The sequence below is a fragment of the Clostridium facile genome, assembly GCF_014297275.1.
GTDB lineage: Bacteria > Bacillota > Clostridia > Oscillospirales > Ruminococcaceae > Massilioclostridium > Massilioclostridium facile.
This window is the reverse complement of record NZ_JACOQK010000001.1, coordinates 1,112,828-1,133,682: the sequence shown is the minus strand read 5'-3', so window position 1 is coordinate 1,133,682 and position 20,855 is coordinate 1,112,828. Positions and strand designations below refer to the sequence as shown.

The window sequence follows — 20,855 nt, the reverse complement described above, 5'->3', positions numbered from 1 at the left end:
GAATATCATCGATTATGCAACATAGTTTGAAGCATCTTTTTGCTTCTTTTAGTCATTTGGAACCAGTACTCTCCCAATTGGATTGTGGGGAGATTTTACAGGTTATTTCTGCGGAACGGAGAACCGTACTAAAAATTCACCTGAAATGTACAAGCCTTGTGCCATATCAAACCCTCCATCAGTGCGAACAGGAATTGGCACAGGCATTGCAGCTGAAACGGGTGGAGATCCATCCTAAATATACGCCGGATATGTTTACCATTTCTTATTTTCCGGAAATTGTTTTAAAAATGAAGGAAACCTCCTCCATGATCAACGGATTTTTGGATGAATGTGATACCAATTACGAAGGAAATCACCTGACAGTATTCCTCAAACGGGGTGGATACGACATTCTTATGCAGTTACAAGCGGATAGAAGGTTGGCCGAACTGATTTTTGAACTCTTTTCTTTTTCTCTGACCATCAGTTTTGATGGAATAAAATCCATTTCCAAAGAGGAACAAAAGGAGCTTCGCAAGCAGATTCCAGAACCAGTTCCACCAATCCGGGAAGAAATTCCGTTACCACAAGATGCTCCACCATGGGAGGACCAACCTTCTTCCCCTGTGGCTCCTCCTGTTCCCCAAAAACAAGAAAAACCGCAGGAGGTAGTGTTGAACCTTCGTGATTTGCCGTTTTTACGGGAAGGCTCTAAATTAATTTTAGGAAAAAAGATCAATATTCCACCAACTTCACTGAATGAAATACACGAACCACGGGAAGGGATTGCTGTTTGGGGTGACCTGTTTGACTCTCAAAGCAGAGAGTACAACGAGGGGAAAAAACAAATCCTCAGCTATTCGATTACCGATTACACCAATTCCATTACCTTTAAGCTTTTCTGCGACACCGACAAACTCAGCAAGTACAGTGACCTGAAAAAAGGTGCCACTGTCTTTATCCAGGGGGATATTGACTACGATAAATACGATCGGGAACTGGTCTTAAAGCCAAAAAACATGATGCTGGTACAAAAAGCACCAAGAATGGACACCGCAGAAGAAAAACGGGTAGAATTACATATGCATACTAATATGTCTGCAATGGACGCTATTACGCCGGCTTCTGGGCTAATCAAAACAGCTCATCGTTGGGGACATAAAGCGGTTGCTATCACTGATCACGGTGTGGTGCAGTCCTTTCCAGAAGCGATGAGTACCGTGGATTCCATTCGCAAAGAGAATCCGGATTTTAAGGTAATCTACGGGGTGGAAGGTTATTTTGTGGACGATTGTATTGCCGCTGTATACGGAGGGCAAAATCAGCCTTTCGATGGAGAATTTGTGGTGTTTGATACTGAAACCACCGGTTTAAATGCTCAGGATGAACGATTGACGGAAATCGGGGCGGTTGTCGTGAAAAATGGGGAAATACTGGAGGAATATGACGAGTTTGTCAACCCAGGGAAACCAATTCCACCGAATATTACTGAACTTACTGGCATTACCGATGAAATGGTGGCAGATGCTCCGGGGGAACGGGAATCGTTGGAGAAATTTTTCGCGTTTGTCAACGGCCGTGTGCTGATTGCCCACAACGCAAAATTTGATATGGGATTTTTGGCCGCCGCTGCGGAACGCTGTGGCATGCCATGTGAGTTTACCTATATTGATACAGTCCCAATTGCCCGCACATTGTTTCCGAATATTAAAAATTATAAGCTGGATACCCTGGTAAACCATCTAAAATTAGGGGATTTCAACCATCACCGTGCCTGTGACGATGCCCGTGTGTTGGGGTTGATTTATATTGAGATGGTAAAACGGCTCCAATCTGATAAGCAGATAAATACAATTTCCCAGATCAACCATTCATTGGGCGGTGCACAGGATTTTAAAAAACAACGCCCCTACCATCAGATTATTTTGGTGAGAAACACCTTGGGGTTGAAAAACCTTTACCGTTTAATTTCATTTTCTCATTTGGATTATTTCTTTAAAAAGCCCCGTATTCTGAAAAGTATGTTGAGTAAATACCGGGAAGGGCTGTTGATTGGAAGTGCCTGTGAATCTGGTGAGCTCTATTGTGCTATTAAGGAAGGAAAAAACTGGAATGAATTGAAGCGGATAGCCTCTTTTTACGATTATCTGGAAATCCAGCCTTTGGGAAACAATGAATTTATGATTCGTTCCGGCATTGTCCCAAACCGGGAAAAATTGATGGAGCATAACCGCACCATTGTTAAATTAGGGGAAGCTCTAAACAAGCCAGTTGTGGCAACTTGTGATGTGCATTTTCAGAATCCAGGGGATTCTATTTACCGCGCCATTGTTATGGCGTCCATGAAATACAAGGATGCAGATCAGCAGCCTCCTTTATATCTTCATACCACCGATGAAATGCTCCAGGAATTCCAATACCTAGGAGAAGAAAAAGCTTATGAAGTTGTGGTGAAAAATCCGAACCTGATTGCGGATATGGTGGATAAGGATATCCGTCCATTTCCCAACGGAACCTATACGCCAGAAATTGAGGGAGCGGAGGAGGATTTGCAACGGATTACTTGGGAACGTGCTAAAAGTATTTATGGCGATCCTCTGCCGGAACTGGTCAGCAAGCGTTTGGATAGGGAATTGACTTCTATTATTGAAAACGGGTTTGCCGTACTGTATATGATTGCACAAAAGCTGGTTTATAAATCCAACCAATGTGGATACCTAGTTGGTTCCCGTGGTTCAGTTGGCTCCTCATTTGTAGCTACTATGGCAGGAATCTCTGAGGTAAACCCATTGGTTCCCCACTATGTTTGTCCTAATTGTAAATACAGTGAGTTTATCACCGATGGTTCGGTTGGTTCCGGTTACGACCTACCGGAAAAGAAATGCCCTAATTGTGGGGCGAATTTGAATCGGGAAGGCCACGATATCCCATTTGAAACCTTCCTTGGATTCCACGGGGATAAAGCGCCGGATATTGATTTGAATTTCAGCAACGAGTATCAGTCCAGTGCCCACCGCTATACCGAGGAATTATTCGGGAAAGACCACGTATTTAAAGCGGGTACGATTTCCACTGTGGCGGAAAAGACCGCTTACGGCTATGCGTTAAAATATCTAGAAGAACGGGAAATGACGGTAAATAAAGCAGAAGAACTCCGCCTCTCGATTGGCTGCCGTGGAATCAAGCGCACCACGGGACAGCACCCAGGGGGAATGGTAGTTGTCCCAGATGGCTATGATGTGTACGACTTTACCCCTGTACAGCATCCAGCTGATAAATCGGACAGCGATAATATCACTACCCATTTCGACTTCCACTCTTTGCATGATACTATTCTGAAATTGGATGAATTGGGACACATTGTCCCCACCATGTATAAGCATCTGGAGGATTTGACTGGGATTAAAATCAATGAGGTGACCACTAGTGATGAGCAGGTAATCAGTCTGTTTACTTCCCCAAAAGCCCTTGGAGTAACACCAGAACAGATTTTCTGCAAAACCGGAACACTCTCCTTACCAGAAATGGGTACCTCGTTTGTTGTACAGATGTTGATTGATGCACAGCCAAAATGTTTTTCCGATTTGTTACAGATTTCTGGCTTATCCCATGGTACTGACGTATGGCTGGGCAATGCTCAGGACTTGATCAAACAGGGGATTTGTACGATTTCTGAAGTAATTGGTACTCGTGATAGTATTATGACCTATCTGATCCACAAAGGACTGGAACCGGATATGGCGTTTAAAATCATGGAGATTACACGTAAAGGGAAAGCTCCCAAACTATTGACAGACGAACACAAAAAGGCAATGAGGGATTGTGGAGTACCAGAATGGTATATTGACAGCTGTTTGAAAATCAAATACATGTTCCCACGAGCTCATGCTGCAGCTTATGTTATCTCTGCAATTAAGTTGGGATGGTATAAAATATATAAACCGTTGGAGTATTATGCAGCCTATTTTACAGTGCGTAATGGTGATTTTGATGTGGAGACCACGATGCAAGGACAGGAAGCTGTTTCCAGAAAGTTGGAACAGCTTCGTGCAAAGGGGAACGACCGTTCTGTAAAAGAAAATGATACCTATGATACTCTGCTGATAATCAATGAGATGCTTTGCAGAGGATATGAATTCCTTCCCGTGGATTTGTATCGTTCCCATGCGATCAAATACCTACTTGAAGATGGGAAGATCCGTCTCCCATTCTGTGCGTTGAAAGGCTTAGGTGAAGCAGCTGCGAACAACCTTTACCAAGCTGGGCAGGAAGGAGAATACATCTCGGTAGATGAGGTGAGTAATCGTGCCGGAGTTTCCAAATCAGTGATTGAAATTCTGGAAACAGCGAATGTTTTTGGCAATATGCCAAAAACCAGTCAAATGACTCTATTTAATTTATAAGAAAAGAAAATTGGTTAAAATATCGGGATGATCAACTCATCCCGATATTTTTGATTATGTTTTTAGATTAGAAAAAATCTCCTGGTTTTACCGGAGGAAGAAAAAGAGTAGTGCAAGAACAATAATGGCTAGCTTTATACGAATCCAAAATGGGAAAGGCTGTATGAAAAAAGATATCCAAGTTAAAGTGACCGTGTTTATAGGTATCAGTCATGTGATGCAATAATATAATTCATTACCTATTATAAGGGACTATTACTGTTTGAACTCGGTGGACTTGACTGTTTTATAGGCAGGATAAAGACATAATTTTTTTGATTTTCTCAATTTGTTGCATACTTATATTTTACAAAGACATGATGAAAGATTTTAAAAATCAATAAATCGTGAATTTTGTTCTATAATTGTAAAAATAAAACAAAGGGCTTGATTTTAAATCAAAAAAGTATTATACTTTATTTTAGCACTCAAGGTATATGAGTGCTAAAACTTTGACTTAATTTTTAAGAGGTGTAAAATCAGCATGGAAAAGAAACAATTTAAAGCAGAATCCAAACGTTTGCTTGATTTAATGATTAACTCTATTTATACACATAAAGAGATTTTTTTAAGGGAATTAATTTCTAATGCCAGTGATGCAATTGATAAGCTTCATTTTAAATCCTTAACCGATGATTCTATTGGATTAACCCAAAGCGATTATAAAATCCATCTGGCTGCGGATAAAGATGCCCGTACTTTAACAATTATCGATAATGGAATTGGTATGACCAAAGATGACTTGGAAAATAACTTGGGGACCATTGCCCAGTCAGGTTCTTTTGCGTTTAAAAAAGAAAATGAAACCGGTGATGATGTAGATATTATTGGTCAGTTTGGGGTAGGGTTTTACTCCGCCTTTATGGTGAGCAAACATGTTGCTGTCATCAGTAAAGCATATGGTTCTGATCAGGCTTACCGCTGGAAATCCGATGGTGCGGACGGTTATACCATTGAGGAAACCCAACGAGATGGTTTTGGTACAACAATTATCCTGACCATTAAAGATGATACGGAAGAAAATCACTATGATGAATTCCTGGACGAATATCGTATCCGTGGTTTAGTAAAGAAATATTCCGACTATATTCGGTACCCAATCACCATGGATGTAGAGAAGGAAAGGAAAAAAGAGGGCTCCGAGGACGAATATGAATCCTACATTGAGGAGGAAACCCTTAACAGCATGCAGCCAATCTGGAAAAAGGCAAAAAATGAAGTAACAGATGAGGACTACAATAACTTTTATAAAGAAAAATTCTTTGATTTTACCGATCCTATGAAGGTAATCCACAGCAAAACTGAAGGTTCTGCCACCTACAATGCATTGCTGTTTATTCCATCTAGAATTCCATATGATTTTTACACCAAAGGGTATGAAAAGGGCTTGCAGCTGTATTCCAGCGGTGTTTTAATCATGGATAAATGCGGAGATTTACTACCAGATTATTTTGGATTTGTAAAAGGACTAGTGGATTCTGAGGATTTATCTCTGAATATCTCCAGGGAAATGCTTCAGCACGATCGCCAGTTAAAATTGATTGCTAAAAGCTTGGAAAAGAAAATTAAAAACGAACTTACCAAAATGCTGAAAAACGAGCGGGAAAAATATGAGAACTTCTTCAAGAATTTTGGTATTCAATTAAAATTTGGGGTATATTCCGATTATGGTGCCCATAAAGACGAATTGAAAGATTTGATCCTGTTCCATTCTTCCTTTGAAAATAAATACACTACATTGCAGGAATATGTTTCCCGCATGAAACCGGAACAGAAAGAAATCTATTATGTTTGCGGTGATAAGTTGGAACAGATGGAACATCTACCACAGACCGAAATGGTAAAAGATAAAGGGTTTGAAATCCTCTACCTGACAGATGATGTAGATGAGTTTGCGATGAAGACACTGGGAGAATACGAAGGCAAGCAGTTTAAATCAGTATCCAGTGGAGAGCTGGACCTGGAAACTGATGAGGAAAAAGAACAGGTAAAACAGCAGCAGGAAGAACATAAAGACCTGTTTGCTGCAATGAAGGAATCACTGGGGGATAAAGTAAGTGAAGTACGTTTGTCCCAACGGTTAAAAACCCATCCAGTATGCCTGACTACTAGTGGGGAGATTTCCTTGGAAATGGAAAAAGTATTGAATTCTGTTCCAAATAACCAGAAAGTTTCCGCCCAGAGAGTATTGGAAATCAACGCAAATCATCCAATTTTCCAAAAACTTTGTGCTTTACAGGATAATAAGGAAAAACTGGCTTCTTACGCAAAATTATTATATACCCAGGCCAGCTTGATGGAAGGACTTCCGGTCGATGATCCAGTGGAATTCTCCAACCTGATTTGTGATTTAATGGTAGAAGAATAATCCCGTATTTTATTTCTAGCTGTGCCTAGAACTTACAGTATCGTTAAAAGCAACAGAAAAGTGTGATTCATATAGATGACAGCCTGGTAATTCATACATTGCCAGGCTGTTTTTTTATGTTCTGTTTTTCAGGATTTTCACATGGAATAATAGATTTGAAATCCTCGATTTCATAGCAAAAAATTAAAAAACTCAATTATCTATGTATATTTTTTGTCTAAAGTGAAATATGAAAAGAACTGTTTACAATGATAATACAACAATTATAAAGCCTTATTTAATGACTGATACGAAGAAAGAACAAGACAGGTGAGAAATAACACTTGAACTATTGTGTTATTTCATATATTCTATATATAATTGTAAAAGTAGAAGAGAAGTGACAATTCATTTTACTTATTTTATCATTTACTGGTTTAGGAAGGAGGACCTCATACATGAAAACAAAGGTAAGAGTGATTCGTCTGATTGGAGCTATTGTATTTGTACTGGCGATTGTTTTTTTGTATTGGGGAGTAAAAGGAATTACCAACATACGCCCTGCTTCTGATTATGAGGACATGGGTATTCATACTTTTGTGCCTGATCGAGTTTTGCCTGTTTCAGTGGAAAATACTTCTACCGGACGAGATAAACGGCTTTATCCTACCAAGACAATATATGTAGTTTATTATCAAGCTTTGGATGGAAGTGGATATCAATGGAAAGTAGAAACTGGCAACAAGAAAAGTGATGCTAATCAGATTCTGTACGAAGGAAAAAGTGTGAAATAGCGAGTATTGTCCATTAAAGATACCAAAAAATATATCACTGTGGAAGATGAACTGACAATTGATACTTATGTAAAAGGGCAACTACACCAGTATATCTGGATGGTTGGATTGTCCATTGGCTATTTGATATTTTGTCTTGTAGTATGGATGGTTATAAAACGTCGTAAAAATAATAAAACAGAAGAATAGCAATCGTTTTGTCATGCAAATTCCTTGCTTATTTTGATATTGCAATAATGGAATCTATTTTTGATAAAAGAAACGATATATTGCCAAGTGTTATCAGAATAGGAACCGATTTGATACATAAAATGATGTGACTGACGATGAGAGGAATCTGTTTCTTTCCGTAAGTTTTTAAACGATCCATGATTTGTTTGATAATTGTTTGCATATTGATTCCTGTTGATTAAAAAATGATTTAAAAAGGAGGTTTATACAATGAAAAGAAAAAAACTTATTCCAATCATTAGTGTTGTTTTTTCATTTGTCTGTGCGATTCTGTTATTCCTAAATTGGAATGTAGAATCGTTATTTCAACAAGATGAAATGCCAGTTACCATGAGCAATATAAAACATGATACCAAAACAGATTTTACTGGATCTATAGCAGGTGAGGATATTCCACGATTGGTTAGCGCAGACGATTTTTCAACAATGCAAACGAAAGTGGATTATATGACAGCAGATCCAATTGGGATTGTTACTACTGGTGTTTCCAGCTTAAAGCCATGGGTAGACCATTACACTACAAAAAGCTATAAAGGTAGAACGTCAACTGGTAGTCGTCGGGCCGAGGTAACCCAATCGAAATTTGATATTTGGAACAATTATAATCCATATTATCTGTTAGAACTTCCAGACCATACCTACCTATTGGCACAGATACCACAGACAGCAGCAGATGCAATCAAAAAAGGTAAAAATATAACTCTTCCGATCGGTCAAAAAGTAGGAATAACAGATACTGCCAAGAGATATCTTACTCCTATCTGCAAAGAATATGGGGTCGATATAAATGGTGTGTACTATGCTTTTAATAATCAATGGCAAAAAGAACACCACTCTACCTTTTTGTTGATACGCTTTGGAATCTCTGCTGTTCTTTGGTTAGTGCTATCTGTGGGAATAACCCTTTTGGGGAATAAAATTTTTTTAAAAAAAGAACAAGCTAAAATATAATAAGAAAAGAAACAATATCGGATTTTGGTGTGATATTATTTTTAATAGGTAAAACAATTTCTCTTTGCATCATCAATGGGAACAATCTTCTGTGAAAATGTTGGTATTTGTTGAATATATACAAATATTTAGGTGGATGTTTAGTAACTATAAATTTGTATTTTGAATCACTTTTTGCTATAATAGAGATGTTCAGGTGTTTTTTACATAGTAGCACCTGTTTACAATTTTCCATGTAAAAAAACTAAGTATGGGAGTAATGAACGTGTATAAGATCGTAAAAAAAAGAATGCTTTCTAGCAATATCTTTTTAATGGATATTGAAGCGCCACGTGTTGCCAAATCTGCAAAACCAGGGCAGTTCGTGATTGTAAAAATGGATGACAAAGGAGAACGTATCCCTTTGACAATCTGCGATTATGACGCAGAAAAAGGTACTGTTACGATTGTGGTGCAGACCATTGGTTCCTCCACAAAATTAATGGAAGAATACGAGGAGGGGGATGCTTTTGAAGACTTTGTTGGTCCTTTGGGCAACCCTAGTGATTTGATTGATGAACCAATTGAAAAATTAAAAGAGATGAAAATTCTATTTGTTGCCGGTGGTGTTGGTACCGCTCCAGTTTACCCACAGGTAAAATGGCTGCATGAACAAGGTGTGGACGCGGATGTTATTATCGGCGCAAAAACTAAGGATATCGCTATTTTAACCGAAGAAATGGCTGCTGTTGCAGGCAATTTGTACTTAGCTACCGATGATGGTTCTTCCGGCTTTAAAGGGATGGTAACCGATCGTCTGAAAGCTTTGGTGGAAGAAGAAGGCAAACATTATGACCGTGTTGTTGCTATTGGGCCAATGATTATGATGAAATTTGTTTCTTTGCTGACCAAAGAATTGAATATTCCTACTATTGTCAGCCTGAATCCAATCATGGTGGATGGTACTGGTATGTGCGGCGCTTGTCGTGTTACTGTAGGAGACAAAGTAAAATTTGCTTGTGTAGATGGTCCTGAATTTGACGGGCATTTGGTAAACTTTGATGAAGCAATGCAACGCCAAGCAATGTATAAAACCGAAGAGGGCAGAGCTGAATTGCGCCGCAGAGAAGGGGATACTCACCACGGCGGATGTGGACATTGCGGAGGTGACGAATAATGGATAGATTTAAAAGAATTCCCGTAGCAGAACAACCTGCTGATGTACGTGCAAAAAACTTTGAAGAAGTTTGCTTGGGTTATACCGAGGAAGAAGCAATCCAAGAAGCATCTAGATGCTTGAATTGTAAAAAACCTTTATGTGTAACCAAATGTCCTGTAAGTATTCATATTCCAGAATTTATTCAACAAGTAAAAGAGGGTAATTTTGCAGAAGCTGCAAAAATTATTGCACAGGATTCTGCTTTACCAGCTGTTTGTGGTCGTGTTTGTCCACAAGAAACCCAATGTGAAAGTAAATGTGTATTGGGAATTAAAGGTGAACCGGTTTCCATTGGTAAGCTGGAGCGTTTTGTAGCTGACTGGGCTAGAGAACATGATGTTGATTTGAGTGCAAAAGAACCAGATAACGGCATTAAAGTAGCTGTAATCGGCTCTGGTCCTGCTGGGATTACTTGTGCTGGTGATTTGGCAAAACTAGGTTACGAAGTAACCATGTTTGAGGCCCTTCACGAACCAGGCGGAGTTTTGGTATACGGTATTCCAGAATTTAGGTTGCCAAAATCCACTGTTGTTGCCCATGAGGTAAACAACCTGCGGAAATTAGGCGTTAAAATTGAAACAAATGTTATTATCGGCAGAACAGTAACTATTGACCAACTGTTTGATGAAGAAAACTTCCAGGCTGTATTCATTGGCTCCGGCGCTGGTTTGCCAATGTTTATGGGAATTCCAGGGGAAAACGCCAACGGTGTATTCTCCGCGAACGAATTCCTCACAAGAAGTAACCTGATGAAAGCGTTCCGTGACGATTATGATACTCCAATCCGTGCAGGACAAAAAGTTGCTGTTGTCGGTGGCGGTAACGTAGCAATGGACGCAGCAAGAACAGCATTGCGTTTGGGTGCTGAAGTACATATTGTGTACAGAAGAAGTGAAGCAGAACTTCCAGCTCGTGTGGAAGAAGTTCACCATGCAAAAGAAGAAGGCATTATCTTTGACCTGTTGACCAATCCAGTAGAAATCCTGGAAGATGAAAAAGGATGGGTAAAAGGTATGAAATGTGTTCGCATGGAATTGGGTGAACCAGACGCTTCTGGTAGGAGACGTCCTGTTCCAGTAGAAGGTTCTGAATTTATCATGGATGTTGACACTGTTATCATGTCTCTTGGTACTTCTCCAAACCCATTGATCTCCTCTACCACAAAAGGTTTGGATATCAACAAATGGAAATGTATTGTTGCGGATGAAGAAAGTGGCCAAACTTCCCGCGAAGGTGTATTTGCAGGCGGTGACGCTGTAACTGGTGCAGCTACTGTTATCCTGGCAATGGGTGCAGGGAAAAAAGCAGCGGCAGCAATGGATGAATATTTAAAAAATAAAAATAAATAAGTTTATTGAGGACTAAGAAAAAACCTCCTGAAATTCCTTTTCAGGAGGTTTTTTCATGGTGTCTTTGGACATGAAAAAAAGAGTAGTGGAACAATTCTAACGACAGGCTTTATATGGGCTGAAAAAGGAAAGGCTGTACGAAAAAAATAGCGAATTGCCCCATTTATGGGTGGTATGTGCGATATTAGTATCATAGGGGATAAACTGGCAATAACATCTTTAGAGGCTGTGCAAACTGCCACTTGAACTGATAGTTTTGGCTCATAATTGTATTCGGAAACTCTTGGTTTTATCGGGAGAGGTATCTCGTCAAAAAGGTTTTCACTTCCGGCAAAGCAGGTTATTAGAAAAGAAACTGGAATCAAGAATAAAACGAAATGGAACTTCTTGAACAAGAAGGAGGGTAGATGTAGTTGAAGAAAATTTGCGGTGTGTTTTTCGATGCTTGTAGCTTGCCTTTTTAGGGCGATTCAAGCTTTCGACTCATTTGTAGGTTTAAACTAGAGAAACTAGGATAAATGGATAAGATGACGAGTAGATTGTGGCGTTTTAAATAATAAAATGGAACTAGTTGATATCCCCGTTTATAAATAAAATACTTATTCGATAGTATAATCACTTTAACTTTTTTCTGCTGGGCAAAACAGGAATAAGCATGACTTTTTAGGAATCAGATACAAAAAAATAGAAAATAATTTACATATTAACATATTTACTTTATTATAAATATTATCTATAATAAGAAAAGAAATATTGTTTTTTTAGGCGGAATAAGATATAAATACAACTGAATTGTTCGAATATTGTTCTGAATCAGTAAATGGATATTTTATTCCCAAATTCCACTTAGCAATGGTTGAAATGGGCAGTTTTTATCATTGCGTAATTTCATGAATAAAAGCGGGGTACTTATGAAACAGAAACTAGCATTAAAATTACTTTCTTTTTTCCTCTCGGGGATCATGGTGGCAGGGATAATGTCCACTACAGCATTCGCTTCAGAAAATACACAAACAACATCACAAATTATTTCTCAGTTAGAACAACAGAATGAGCCGGTAGAAATACAGCCTTTTTCCAATTATGAAGGAGGAGCACGGTTATCCAGCCAGGCAAAGGATATTTACAATGGGTTGTATGATCTGGTACAGGATATTGTTTCTGGCAAAACAAGGACAGCAAAAATAAGTTCTTTAAAAATTTCCCATTATAAATCCTCTACATTGAGTTCTGATTTTAACAAAGCATTAAACGCCTTATTAACGGACTTGCCAGAACAGCTATTTTGGTATGATAAAACCCAAGGCTGTGTTTATACCGATTATAAAAATGGAAATTTAGATGTTAAAATGAGTGTGGCCAAAGATTATCGGGATAGCAGCGCTTCTGCGGAATCAATCCGTATCAACGGCCAGACAAAATATTATTATTTTACAGTAGATTCTTATAAAATGAAACGTGCTACCAATGCTTTGATTACAGCCCAAAATGTTGTGGCACAAGCGGCAGGAAAGAGCTTAGTAGAAAAATTATCTTATTTTAATCAGTGGATTTGTGACCATGTAAATTATGCGGATGCTACTTCGTCTTCTTATGGCGACTTGTTCCAACTGGTTTATGTATTTGATGGCAACGCTTCAACCAATGTTACATGTGAGGGATATGCGAAAGCATTCCAGTATTTATGCGATATGGCGGGGATTCAGTGCTACACAGTAAACGGCTATGTAGGAAACACCGCTAGTTCTGCTTTTGCCCATATGTGGAATGTAGTGCCAATGAATGGTTCCAATTATATTGTAGATGTAACAAATAATGACAGTTTCCTCAACAGTGGTTTTGGATATGAAAGCTTTTTCCTGGCAGGTGGCCCTACCAGTAATGGCTGGACTACTATAACGGTGGATAGCCTAAACAAAGCCATGTACCAGTACCGTGATGATTCGATAAAACCTGTGATTTCCAACAGCAATTATAATAGCAATTCTGGCTATCAAACATCGGATAGCAGTACCAGGCAGACAGTTCGTGTATCAGGCGGCGTGGTCTATCGATATGGGGAAACTGGCAGCAGCACCAGTTTAACGGCGCCAATGGGAACCCGTGTTACTGTCAAAGCGGATATGGCTAAAAACGAACTGTTTACTAAATGGGAGTTATCCGGCATTGATGCACTTCCAAATGTTTCTCCAGCAAACTGGGAAACTTCCGAAACCATTAGTTTTGACTTGCCTATCGGGGTAACCAGTCTGAACTTAACAGCGGTTGTAAAAGAATTGCCCGGTGTTTTGCCTTATTATGATGTTTCTTATAGTGATTGGTTTTTTGATGCCGCAAAGTATGTATATGACCGTGGTATTATGACAGGATTTAATGAAACTACCTTTGGGCCAAATGAATGTATGGCAAGAGACCATCTGGTGACCATTCTGTATCGACTAGAAGGGGAACCACATGTGGCATATCAGCCTATATTTTCAGATGTACCAGATAATGCTTATTTTACGAATGCGGTATTGTGGGCAAAACAAGTTGGGATAACAACAGGCTACCAGGATACAGATGAATTTGGGGTAGGGGTATTGATTACCAGAGAACAGTTTGTAACCATGTTATACCGATACGCCCAGTATAAAGGATTGGACACCAGCCAAAAAACATCGATTGGCAATTATGAAGACGGAAATCAGGTAAGTACATTCTCCAAAGAAGCAATGGAATGGGCACTGGGCTGCGGTATCATCAAAGGGCAAAACAACCAGCCAGTCATTGACCCGCAAGGTCAAACAGGAAGAGCGGCCGGAGCAACGATGATTATGCGGTTTATGGAATACTACGATTTATAAAATAGGAAAAATTGTTGATAGCATTTTAAAAATGTCATCTTCAGAGAGAAGTATATTAAGAAAGTAACTGTAAAGAATAGCTGTTTATAAAGTTTTATTTATTCTGATTTGGAGATACTGATTACATGATGTTTTTATTTTTATCAGTGAGTCAGATTGATGTAGTTCCAATGCGAATAGAGGAAAGCATAAAAGAAATATCATACAGGTTTCTATAAAAAAAGCCAGTAGGGTTAGTCTAGAAAGAATATCCCTATTGGCTTTTTCATTTCAAGAATGGTGTGTTGTCATACAATAAAATTATTTTTGTGAAAGAACCGCAGTAATATAGTATTATTATGATGTGGTATCAGTATTGGTCAAACATAAAAACAAGATAGATTTTTTGTATTCTATCTTGTTTTATATGTTACTTTTCGTTGTATATAAAATATAGTTGACCTTTATTTTTTATTGGATTTCTACGATATAGGCATCAAATTGAGGTAGGGTAACGGTAGAACCTAATACAGATTCATAGCTGGTTTCCCCTTTTAACTGTCCGTACATAGTGATCACGTCATCTTCCAAAACCCGGGTAGAAGATTTGGCGTAGTTTTTTACATAAATAGTGTCTGTCCAATAAGTAGAGTAGGTTCCTTGTTTGGTAATGTTGACCCGCAACGTATCATATCCATACCCTGCCATTACTTGAACTACTTCTCCTGTAAATACAGCATATTTTCCGTTGTATTCGGAAGGATTGCGGGCAATTTGCTCAAAGCTGTATTTTTGACAGTTGCCTTTTAACCATTGGTTCTTTTCTTCCTCTGTCATATTATAGGATTCGCTGTTAATAATTTGACCGCAAACAGTACATTTTTGGATGCGGGTTCCGGCATCTGAATAGGTAGCTGGTGTTTGAATCTCCCAATCCGCTAAGGTATGGTCTAATTTTGGAATGATCTTTGGTATCCTTGCTCCACATACAGTGCATGTACTTTCTTTCGAGCCTTCCTGTGAACAAGAAGCAGGCTGGGTTTCTGTCCATTCACCTGGTGTATGCCCCAAAGCTTCTCCTGTCCGTTCGCCGCATAGTTTACAGGTTTTTGCTTCTGTACAAGTAGCATCTTTCCATTGGTGGTCACCCAATTTATCATCTGCGGTTTTTCCACATTTGCTACAGGTTTTTGGTGCTTGGCAGGTTGCTTCTTCCCATTCATGGTCACATCCACAGGATGTTAAGAATAAACAGGTACAAACAACCGCAAGAACGATTGTTAATCCTTTTTTCATATAAATTCCTCCATAATTTTACTTTTCATCCCTATTATAGCAAAAAAATAGTATTTCGTCTACAATTTTCGACAAAATAAAATATAATTTGCAAACATATGTTTTTGTGATAAGTATTTTGTTCGTAATAATTTCATTTGTAATACAGATTTTTTTACAAAAATGGAAAAAAACTCTTGACTTAGAGTGCACTCCAAGTGATATGATAAAATCCATAAGGAGGGAAAATAAATGGAATTAACAGAAACGAAACAACAAAAACAGTTTTTAAAGGAAAGCAGCTGTTTTTCAGAAACAGACCCGGAATTTTCTGAATTGTTCCAGAATTTTGCGTTTGATGCTGTAATTGACCAGGGAAATTTGGATAACCATACTCGAATGATGGCGATTATTTCCACTTTATTAGGGTGCCAAGGAATAGAAGAATTTACTGCAATGCTTCCAGTTGCAGAACAATCGGGAGTAACACCTGTTGAATTGAAAGAGATTGTTTACCAGGCAGTGGCCTATTTAGGTTGGGGTAGAGTGCGCCCATTTTTGTCTGCGTTAAACCAGTATTTTGAGAAACAAGGCATTTCGCTCCCATTGGAAGGGCAGTCAACTACTACACCTGAAACCCGTTTACAGGCCGGAATACAAACTCAGGTAGATATTTTCGGGGATGGTATGAAGGAATTCTACAAATCTGGCCCGGAAGAATCACGCCATATCAATTATTGGCTGGCGTCCAACTGTTTTGGAGATTATTACACACGTAAAGGATTGGATTACGCACAGAGGGAATTGATTACTTTTTGTTTCCTTTCTGCCCAAGGAGGATGCGAACCGCAATTGATCAGCCATGCAGCAGCCAACATGAAGGTGGGGAATGATAAGGAATTCTTGATCCAGATTGTTTCCCAATGCCTGCCCTATATTGGGTATCCACGGAGTTTGAATGCGTTGCGTTGTATCAACCAGGCGGCGGAACAAGTATAAGGATGTGATAGGTATCATGGATATCTTAAAATGCTATCTTGCCTATTTGTAAAACAGAACAAATACAACTGTTTTTGTAAACTGTTAGGATATCAGTAATTTTTTGATAAATAATTTCTCGCAAAACCGAACGTATTCATTTGTTTTTATCATATCTCAAAGTGAAGAAAGGAAAAGACTGGTTGATAAGTGGCGGTATTTTTGAGGTGGAAACATCGTTTTCAGGATCTGTTTTTTAAATTTTGCAAACGGTCTGTTTTGTGGATAGATTCCAGCCCGGTGTTACGCTGAAGTTTGTATATGCTAGATACAGCAAAATAATAAAGCAAAAAGGAAGTGTTTGAATGAAACCATTGGTATTGTATTATTCTTACAGTGGAAATACAAAACAAGTCGCGGAAAAAATCCACCAGGAAATTGGTGGAGATATTGCCAGAATTGAAACAGTGACTCCTTATACTGGGGATTATAATACAGTAGTTAACCAAGGAAAAAAAGAGGTTGACCAGAGGTATCATCCTCCTATCCAGCCAATCGGGGTTGATATCAGCCAGTATGATACGATTGTGTTGGGATCTCCTGTCTGGTGGTATACCTATGCCCCTGCGGTAGCAAGTTTTTTGGAGCAAAATTCCCTGGCAGGTAAAAAAGTGTATCCATTTATTACAGATGGCGGATGGATTGGACACACAATTAAAGATTTGCAACAAAGTTGTCCAGACGCCTTGGTACAACCGGAAATTGATATCTATTTTAGAGCTTCCAGCATGGCAACTTCCCAGGAGGAACTCAGCCGTTGGATTCATCAAATATCTTAAGGAAGGGAGGAATATTATGGAGTATCGGATATTAGGAAGGACAGGGATACAAGTCAGTGAGATTGGTCTAGGATGTGAGGGTTTTAATGGACGTAGCATGGAGTTTACTAGAGAATTGTTTGAGTATGCTATTTCCCAGGGAGTAAACTGCATGGATCTGTATAGTCCAAATCCAGAATTGCGGGACAATATTGGAACGGTATTGCAAGGCAGGCGGGAAAACTTTATTATGCAGGCACATCTTTGCACCGTTTGGCAGGATGGGCAGTACAAAGCCACCCGCAAACAAAATGAGGTAAAAGAATCGTTTGAGGATTTGTTAAAGCGCCTGAAAACGGATTATATTGATATTGGTATGATCCATTATGTGGATTCGGTGGAAACTTGGGATGAAATTGCCAACGGTGATGTGATACAGTATGCTCTGGAACAGAAAAAAGCGGGGAAAATCCGTTTTATCGGATTGAGCAGCCATAATCCAATTGCCGCGTTAAAAGCGGTAAAAAGCGGATTAATCGATGTATTGATGTTCAGCATCAACCCCTGTTACGATTTGTTGCCGGGGGATGAGGATTGTGAGAACCTCTGGTCGGAAGAAAGCTATTCCAAGGATTTGATCAATATGGATCCAAAGCGGGAACATTTATATGAAGTCTGCCAACGCTTAGGCGTTGGAATCACCGTCATGAAGGCGTTTGGCGGAGGTGACCTGTTGAGTAAGTATTCTCCAGCAGGTATGCCGCTTACCGTTAACCAGTGCATCCACTATGCGCTGACCCGTCCCGCTGTTGCTACTGTCATGTCCGGCATCCATTCCATGGAGGAATTGCGGGCAAATCTGGAGTATGAAACCGCATCTGAGGAAGAGCGGGATTATGCTACAGCATTTGCGTCTCTTCCAAAAATCAGCTGGAAAGGGCATTGTATGTATTGCGGACACTGCGCTCCATGCCCGAAAGGGATTGATATCGCGGCAGTGACAAAGTTCCTTAACCTAGCCAAAGCACAGGGGGAAATTCCGGAAACAGTACGGGAACATTATGCTGCATTGCCTCATTTAGCCAGTGAGTGTGTCCAATGCGGGCAATGTGAAAAACGCTGTCCGTTTGAAGTACCTGTGCGAAATAATATGAAACAGGCACAAGATATTTTTCAGAAATAGAAAATAAAATCTAATTTTAAGGATACCTAGTGTTTATAAGAAGATATGCACACTATGGTATAACACAATCAAAATAAAGGAGATTTGACTATGTCTACTATTACATTGAATAAAACCTCATTTAAGGCAAAAACCATTACTACTATTTTGGCAATCGCTACTGCGATTGTTTTACCACAATTGTTCCATGTCATGGGAATTATTTCCGGTACTGGAGCGATGTTGGGCTCTGTATTTTTACCAATGCACATCCCTGTATTTGTTGCAGGATTAATGGCGGGGCCAGTTGTTGGCATCATTGCCGGTGCGGTTAGCCCATTGGTCAGTTTTGCGATTTCCGGTATGCCAGCAGCAGCGTTATTGCCGTTTATGATGTTTGAACTGGCTGGATATGGTTTGGTAAGTGGTTTGTTGGTTCATGTCAAAATGCCTGTATTCGCAAAACTGGTTATCGCTCAAGTTGCCGGCCGTGTAGTAAGAGGAATCGCCATCGCCATCGCTGTATTTGGTTTTGGAAACCAAGCGGTTCAACTTGCTTCTATCTGGACCAGTGTTGCCCAAGGTCTGCCAGGCATCCTTTTACAATGGGCAATTATTCCACTGTTGTCATACCGTATGGAAGGGCTCAAAAAATACTATGAATAATCTACAAAAAGCAAAGGAAATTTTGCTGCAACAGCCTTATACCTGTGTGGTGTGCAAGGAGGATACCATGTATACCAGTCAATCCAGAGGGGTTGTCCCTTTAGTGGAATGGATTCAAAGCGGCACAGATTTAACAGGGTTTTCCGCAGCTGATAAAGTCATCGGAAAAGCATCCGCGCTGTTGTTTGTGATGTTAGGGATAACAGCGGTGTACACTCCAGTTGTCAGCGAAAAGGCGGCGGAAGTGTTCACCCAATATGGGATTGAACTGGAATATGGTCAAAAAGTCCCTATGATTATCAACCGTGCGGGAACAGGTCCCTGTCCAATGGAAAATGCTGTGGAAGGGATTTCTGATCCGGAAACTGCTTTGCAGAAAATACAGCAAACCTTAATAGAATTAAACATAAAATAGGATTCTTTTTGCAAGCGAAACAATTTGTAAATTGGCATGTAAAAAGGATAATGATCAATATGAGAAAGAAGGGATTCCGTTTGAAACGGCTTGGATTTGGTATGATGCGCCTTCCAAAAATCGGGGAAGACGATGCTAATATTGACATGGAAACTGTCTGTAAGATGGTGGATACATTTTTGGAAAAAGGGTTTACCTATTTTGATACAGCCTATATGTACCATGAATTTAAAAGTGAAATCGCTTTACGGGAAGCATTGGTGAAACGTCATCCACGGGAGAGTTTTACTGTGGCGACTAAAATGCCCACCATGTTTTTGAAAAAGCAGGAGGATTTGGACCGGATTTTTCAGGAACAGCTGGAAAAATGTGGAGTAGATTACTTTGATTACTATCTGCTTCATAACCTGAAGATTGACCACAATCAGATTGCGGAAAAATTCCATGCCTTTGAGTTTATCCAGCAAAAAAAGGAGGAGGGAAAAATCCGCAACATTGGTTTTTCCTACCATGATAACGCTGAGTTGCTGGATGAAATTTTAACCAAACATCCAGAAGTGGACTTTGTCCAACTGCAACTGAATTATTTGGATTGGGAGAATGAAAGCATCCAATCCAGAAAATGCTACGAGGTTGCCACTAAACACAAAAAACCAGTTGTAGTTATGGAACCGGTAAAAGGCGGCACACTAGCAAATGTACCGGAATCAGTGGAACAACTGTTCCACCAGGCGCACCCAGACTGGTCGTTTGCTTCGTGGGCAATCCGTTATGTTGCCAGCTTGGAAAATGTAATGGTAGTATTGAGTGGAATGTCCAATATGGAACAGTTGTTGGACAATACCGGTTATATGGAAGATTTTAAACCGCTGACAGCAGAGGAACAAAAGGTGATCTCCCAAGCGGTAGATCAAATTAACAAATCCATCGCAGTCCCTTGTACTGCTTGTGAATACTGCGTAGCAGGCTGCCCAAAAAAGATTGCTATCCCCAAATATTTTGCTTTGTATAACGCGGAACAGCTATCTTCCAACAAGGGATTTTCCATTCAGTCGGTTTATTACGAAAATTATGCCAAAACTTATGGGAAAGCCTCTGATTGTATTGAGTGTGGCCAGTGTGAGCGCGCCTGCCCACAGCATATTGACATCATTCAGCAGTTGAAAAATGTCGCCAAAGCGTTTGAATAATTCTGCTGGAAGGGTAGGTTATTTCTATCGCTAATCGGGAAAAGGCGGTTAGGGGATAATGTTTCCGATTTTATCCAATGTTTGGAACTTCTGTGTTTTATTTTCTCATGCAATATATCATCAAATAAAAATGATAGAGAAAGGTCCTAATAAAAAACTGCTATAGTATCTATTCTCTAAATAGTTTTACGCTAAAAACTACCATAAAACTATTTATATAAAAAAACAAGCC

General features: G+C 39.4%; 14 protein-coding genes. 13 read left to right on the top strand and 1 reads right to left on the bottom strand.

What is annotated here, in order from left to right:
* Positions 1–14 precede the first annotated feature (14 nt).
* The 7 genes from H8Z77_RS04690 (at position 15) to H8Z77_RS04660 (ending at position 14,140) form a co-directional block, all read left to right on the top strand.
* Positions 15–4,385, top strand: a complete 4,371-nt coding sequence (locus H8Z77_RS04690) for a PolC-type DNA polymerase III (protein ID WP_186996330.1) — start codon at positions 15–17, stop codon at positions 4,383–4,385.
* Positions 4,386–4,908: 523 nt separating this feature from the next.
* The gene (gene htpG / locus H8Z77_RS04685) at positions 4,909–6,792 is read left to right on the top strand and encodes a molecular chaperone HtpG (RefSeq protein WP_186996329.1); all 1,884 of its coding nucleotides are present in this window, start codon (positions 4,909–4,911) and stop codon (positions 6,790–6,792) included.
* 437 nt (positions 6,793–7,229) lie between these two features.
* The gene (locus tag H8Z77_RS04680) at positions 7,230–7,565 is read left to right on the top strand and encodes a hypothetical protein (RefSeq protein WP_186996328.1); all 336 of its coding nucleotides are present in this window, start codon (positions 7,230–7,232) and stop codon (positions 7,563–7,565) included.
* A 441-nt stretch (positions 7,566–8,006) separates the two neighbouring features.
* The gene (locus tag H8Z77_RS04675; RefSeq protein ID WP_186996327.1) at positions 8,007–8,747 is read left to right on the top strand and encodes a hypothetical protein; all 741 of its coding nucleotides are present in this window, start codon (positions 8,007–8,009) and stop codon (positions 8,745–8,747) included.
* Positions 8,748–9,012: 265 nt separating this feature from the next.
* Positions 9,013–9,903: a sulfide/dihydroorotate dehydrogenase-like FAD/NAD-binding protein gene (locus tag H8Z77_RS04670; RefSeq protein ID WP_069989018.1), complete on the top strand. Its 891-nt coding sequence runs from the start codon at positions 9,013–9,015 to the stop codon at positions 9,901–9,903.
* Positions 9,903–11,294 carry an NADPH-dependent glutamate synthase gene (gene gltA, locus H8Z77_RS04665; RefSeq protein ID WP_069989017.1) on the top strand — a complete coding sequence of 464 codons (1,392 nt, stop codon included), beginning with the start codon at positions 9,903–9,905 and terminating at the stop codon, positions 11,292–11,294. Before H8Z77_RS04670 ends, gltA begins: the two co-directional genes overlap by 1 nt.
* Positions 11,295–12,205: 911 nt before the next feature.
* Positions 12,206–14,140, top strand: a complete 1,935-nt coding sequence (locus H8Z77_RS04660) for an S-layer homology domain-containing protein (protein ID WP_186996326.1) — start codon at positions 12,206–12,208, stop codon at positions 14,138–14,140.
* 450 nt (positions 14,141–14,590) lie between these two features.
* Here the strand turns inward: H8Z77_RS04660 and H8Z77_RS04655 are convergent, their stop codons facing one another.
* Complete coding sequence (locus H8Z77_RS04655) at positions 14,591–15,415, bottom strand: hypothetical protein (RefSeq protein WP_069989015.1); 825 nt, start codon at positions 15,413–15,415, stop codon at positions 14,591–14,593.
* Positions 15,416–15,646: 231 nt separating this feature from the next.
* Between H8Z77_RS04655 and H8Z77_RS04650 the strand changes: the two genes are divergently transcribed.
* The 6 genes from H8Z77_RS04650 (at position 15,647) to H8Z77_RS04625 (ending at position 20,623) form a co-directional block, all read left to right on the top strand.
* Entirely contained in the window at positions 15,647–16,393 is a 747-nt protein-coding gene (locus tag H8Z77_RS04650) for a carboxymuconolactone decarboxylase family protein (protein WP_186996325.1), read from the top strand.
* Positions 16,394–16,737: 344 nt separating this feature from the next.
* Positions 16,738–17,211: a flavodoxin gene (locus H8Z77_RS04645; protein WP_069989013.1), complete on the top strand. Its 474-nt coding sequence runs from the start codon at positions 16,738–16,740 to the stop codon at positions 17,209–17,211.
* Between the two features lie 16 nt (positions 17,212–17,227).
* Positions 17,228–18,373, top strand: a complete 1,146-nt coding sequence (locus H8Z77_RS04640; RefSeq protein WP_186996324.1) for an aldo/keto reductase — start codon at positions 17,228–17,230, stop codon at positions 18,371–18,373.
* A 90-nt stretch (positions 18,374–18,463) separates the two neighbouring features.
* Positions 18,464–19,018, top strand: coding sequence for an ECF transporter S component (locus H8Z77_RS04635; RefSeq protein ID WP_186996323.1), 555 nt, complete (start codon positions 18,464–18,466; stop codon positions 19,016–19,018).
* Positions 19,011–19,433 carry a DUF1893 domain-containing protein gene (locus H8Z77_RS04630; RefSeq protein WP_186996322.1) on the top strand — a complete coding sequence of 141 codons (423 nt, stop codon included), beginning with the start codon at positions 19,011–19,013 and terminating at the stop codon, positions 19,431–19,433. Before H8Z77_RS04635 ends, H8Z77_RS04630 begins: the two co-directional genes overlap by 8 nt.
* A 59-nt stretch (positions 19,434–19,492) precedes the next feature.
* Positions 19,493–20,623, top strand: coding sequence for an aldo/keto reductase (locus H8Z77_RS04625; protein ID WP_186996321.1), 1,131 nt, complete (start codon positions 19,493–19,495; stop codon positions 20,621–20,623).
* Positions 20,624–20,855: the final 232 nt, after the last annotated feature.

Bases quoted from the DNA above. Each gene is read 5' to 3' on its own strand.
- H8Z77_RS04690 (WP_186996330.1), top strand. From the start codon at position 15: ATGCAACATAGTTTGAAGCATCTTTTTGCTTCTTTTAGTCATTTGGAA.
- htpG (WP_186996329.1), top strand. From the start codon at position 4,909: ATGGAAAAGAAACAATTTAAAGCAGAATCCAAACGTTTGCTTGATTTA.
- H8Z77_RS04680 (WP_186996328.1), top strand. From the start codon at position 7,230: ATGAAAACAAAGGTAAGAGTGATTCGTCTGATTGGAGCTATTGTATTT.
- H8Z77_RS04675 (WP_186996327.1), top strand. From the start codon at position 8,007: ATGAAAAGAAAAAAACTTATTCCAATCATTAGTGTTGTTTTTTCATTT.
- gltA (WP_069989017.1), top strand. From the start codon at position 9,903: ATGGATAGATTTAAAAGAATTCCCGTAGCAGAACAACCTGCTGATGTA.
- H8Z77_RS04660 (WP_186996326.1), top strand. From the start codon at position 12,206: ATGAAACAGAAACTAGCATTAAAATTACTTTCTTTTTTCCTCTCGGGG.
- H8Z77_RS04655 (WP_069989015.1), bottom strand. From the start codon at position 15,415: ATGAAAAAAGGATTAACAATCGTTCTTGCGGTTGTTTGTACCTGTTTA.
- H8Z77_RS04650 (WP_186996325.1), top strand. From the start codon at position 15,647: ATGGAATTAACAGAAACGAAACAACAAAAACAGTTTTTAAAGGAAAGC.
- H8Z77_RS04645 (WP_069989013.1), top strand. From the start codon at position 16,738: ATGAAACCATTGGTATTGTATTATTCTTACAGTGGAAATACAAAACAA.
- H8Z77_RS04640 (WP_186996324.1), top strand. From the start codon at position 17,228: ATGGAGTATCGGATATTAGGAAGGACAGGGATACAAGTCAGTGAGATT.
- H8Z77_RS04635 (WP_186996323.1), top strand. From the start codon at position 18,464: ATGTCTACTATTACATTGAATAAAACCTCATTTAAGGCAAAAACCATT.
- H8Z77_RS04630 (WP_186996322.1), top strand. From the start codon at position 19,011: ATGAATAATCTACAAAAAGCAAAGGAAATTTTGCTGCAACAGCCTTAT.
- H8Z77_RS04625 (WP_186996321.1), top strand. From the start codon at position 19,493: ATGAGAAAGAAGGGATTCCGTTTGAAACGGCTTGGATTTGGTATGATG.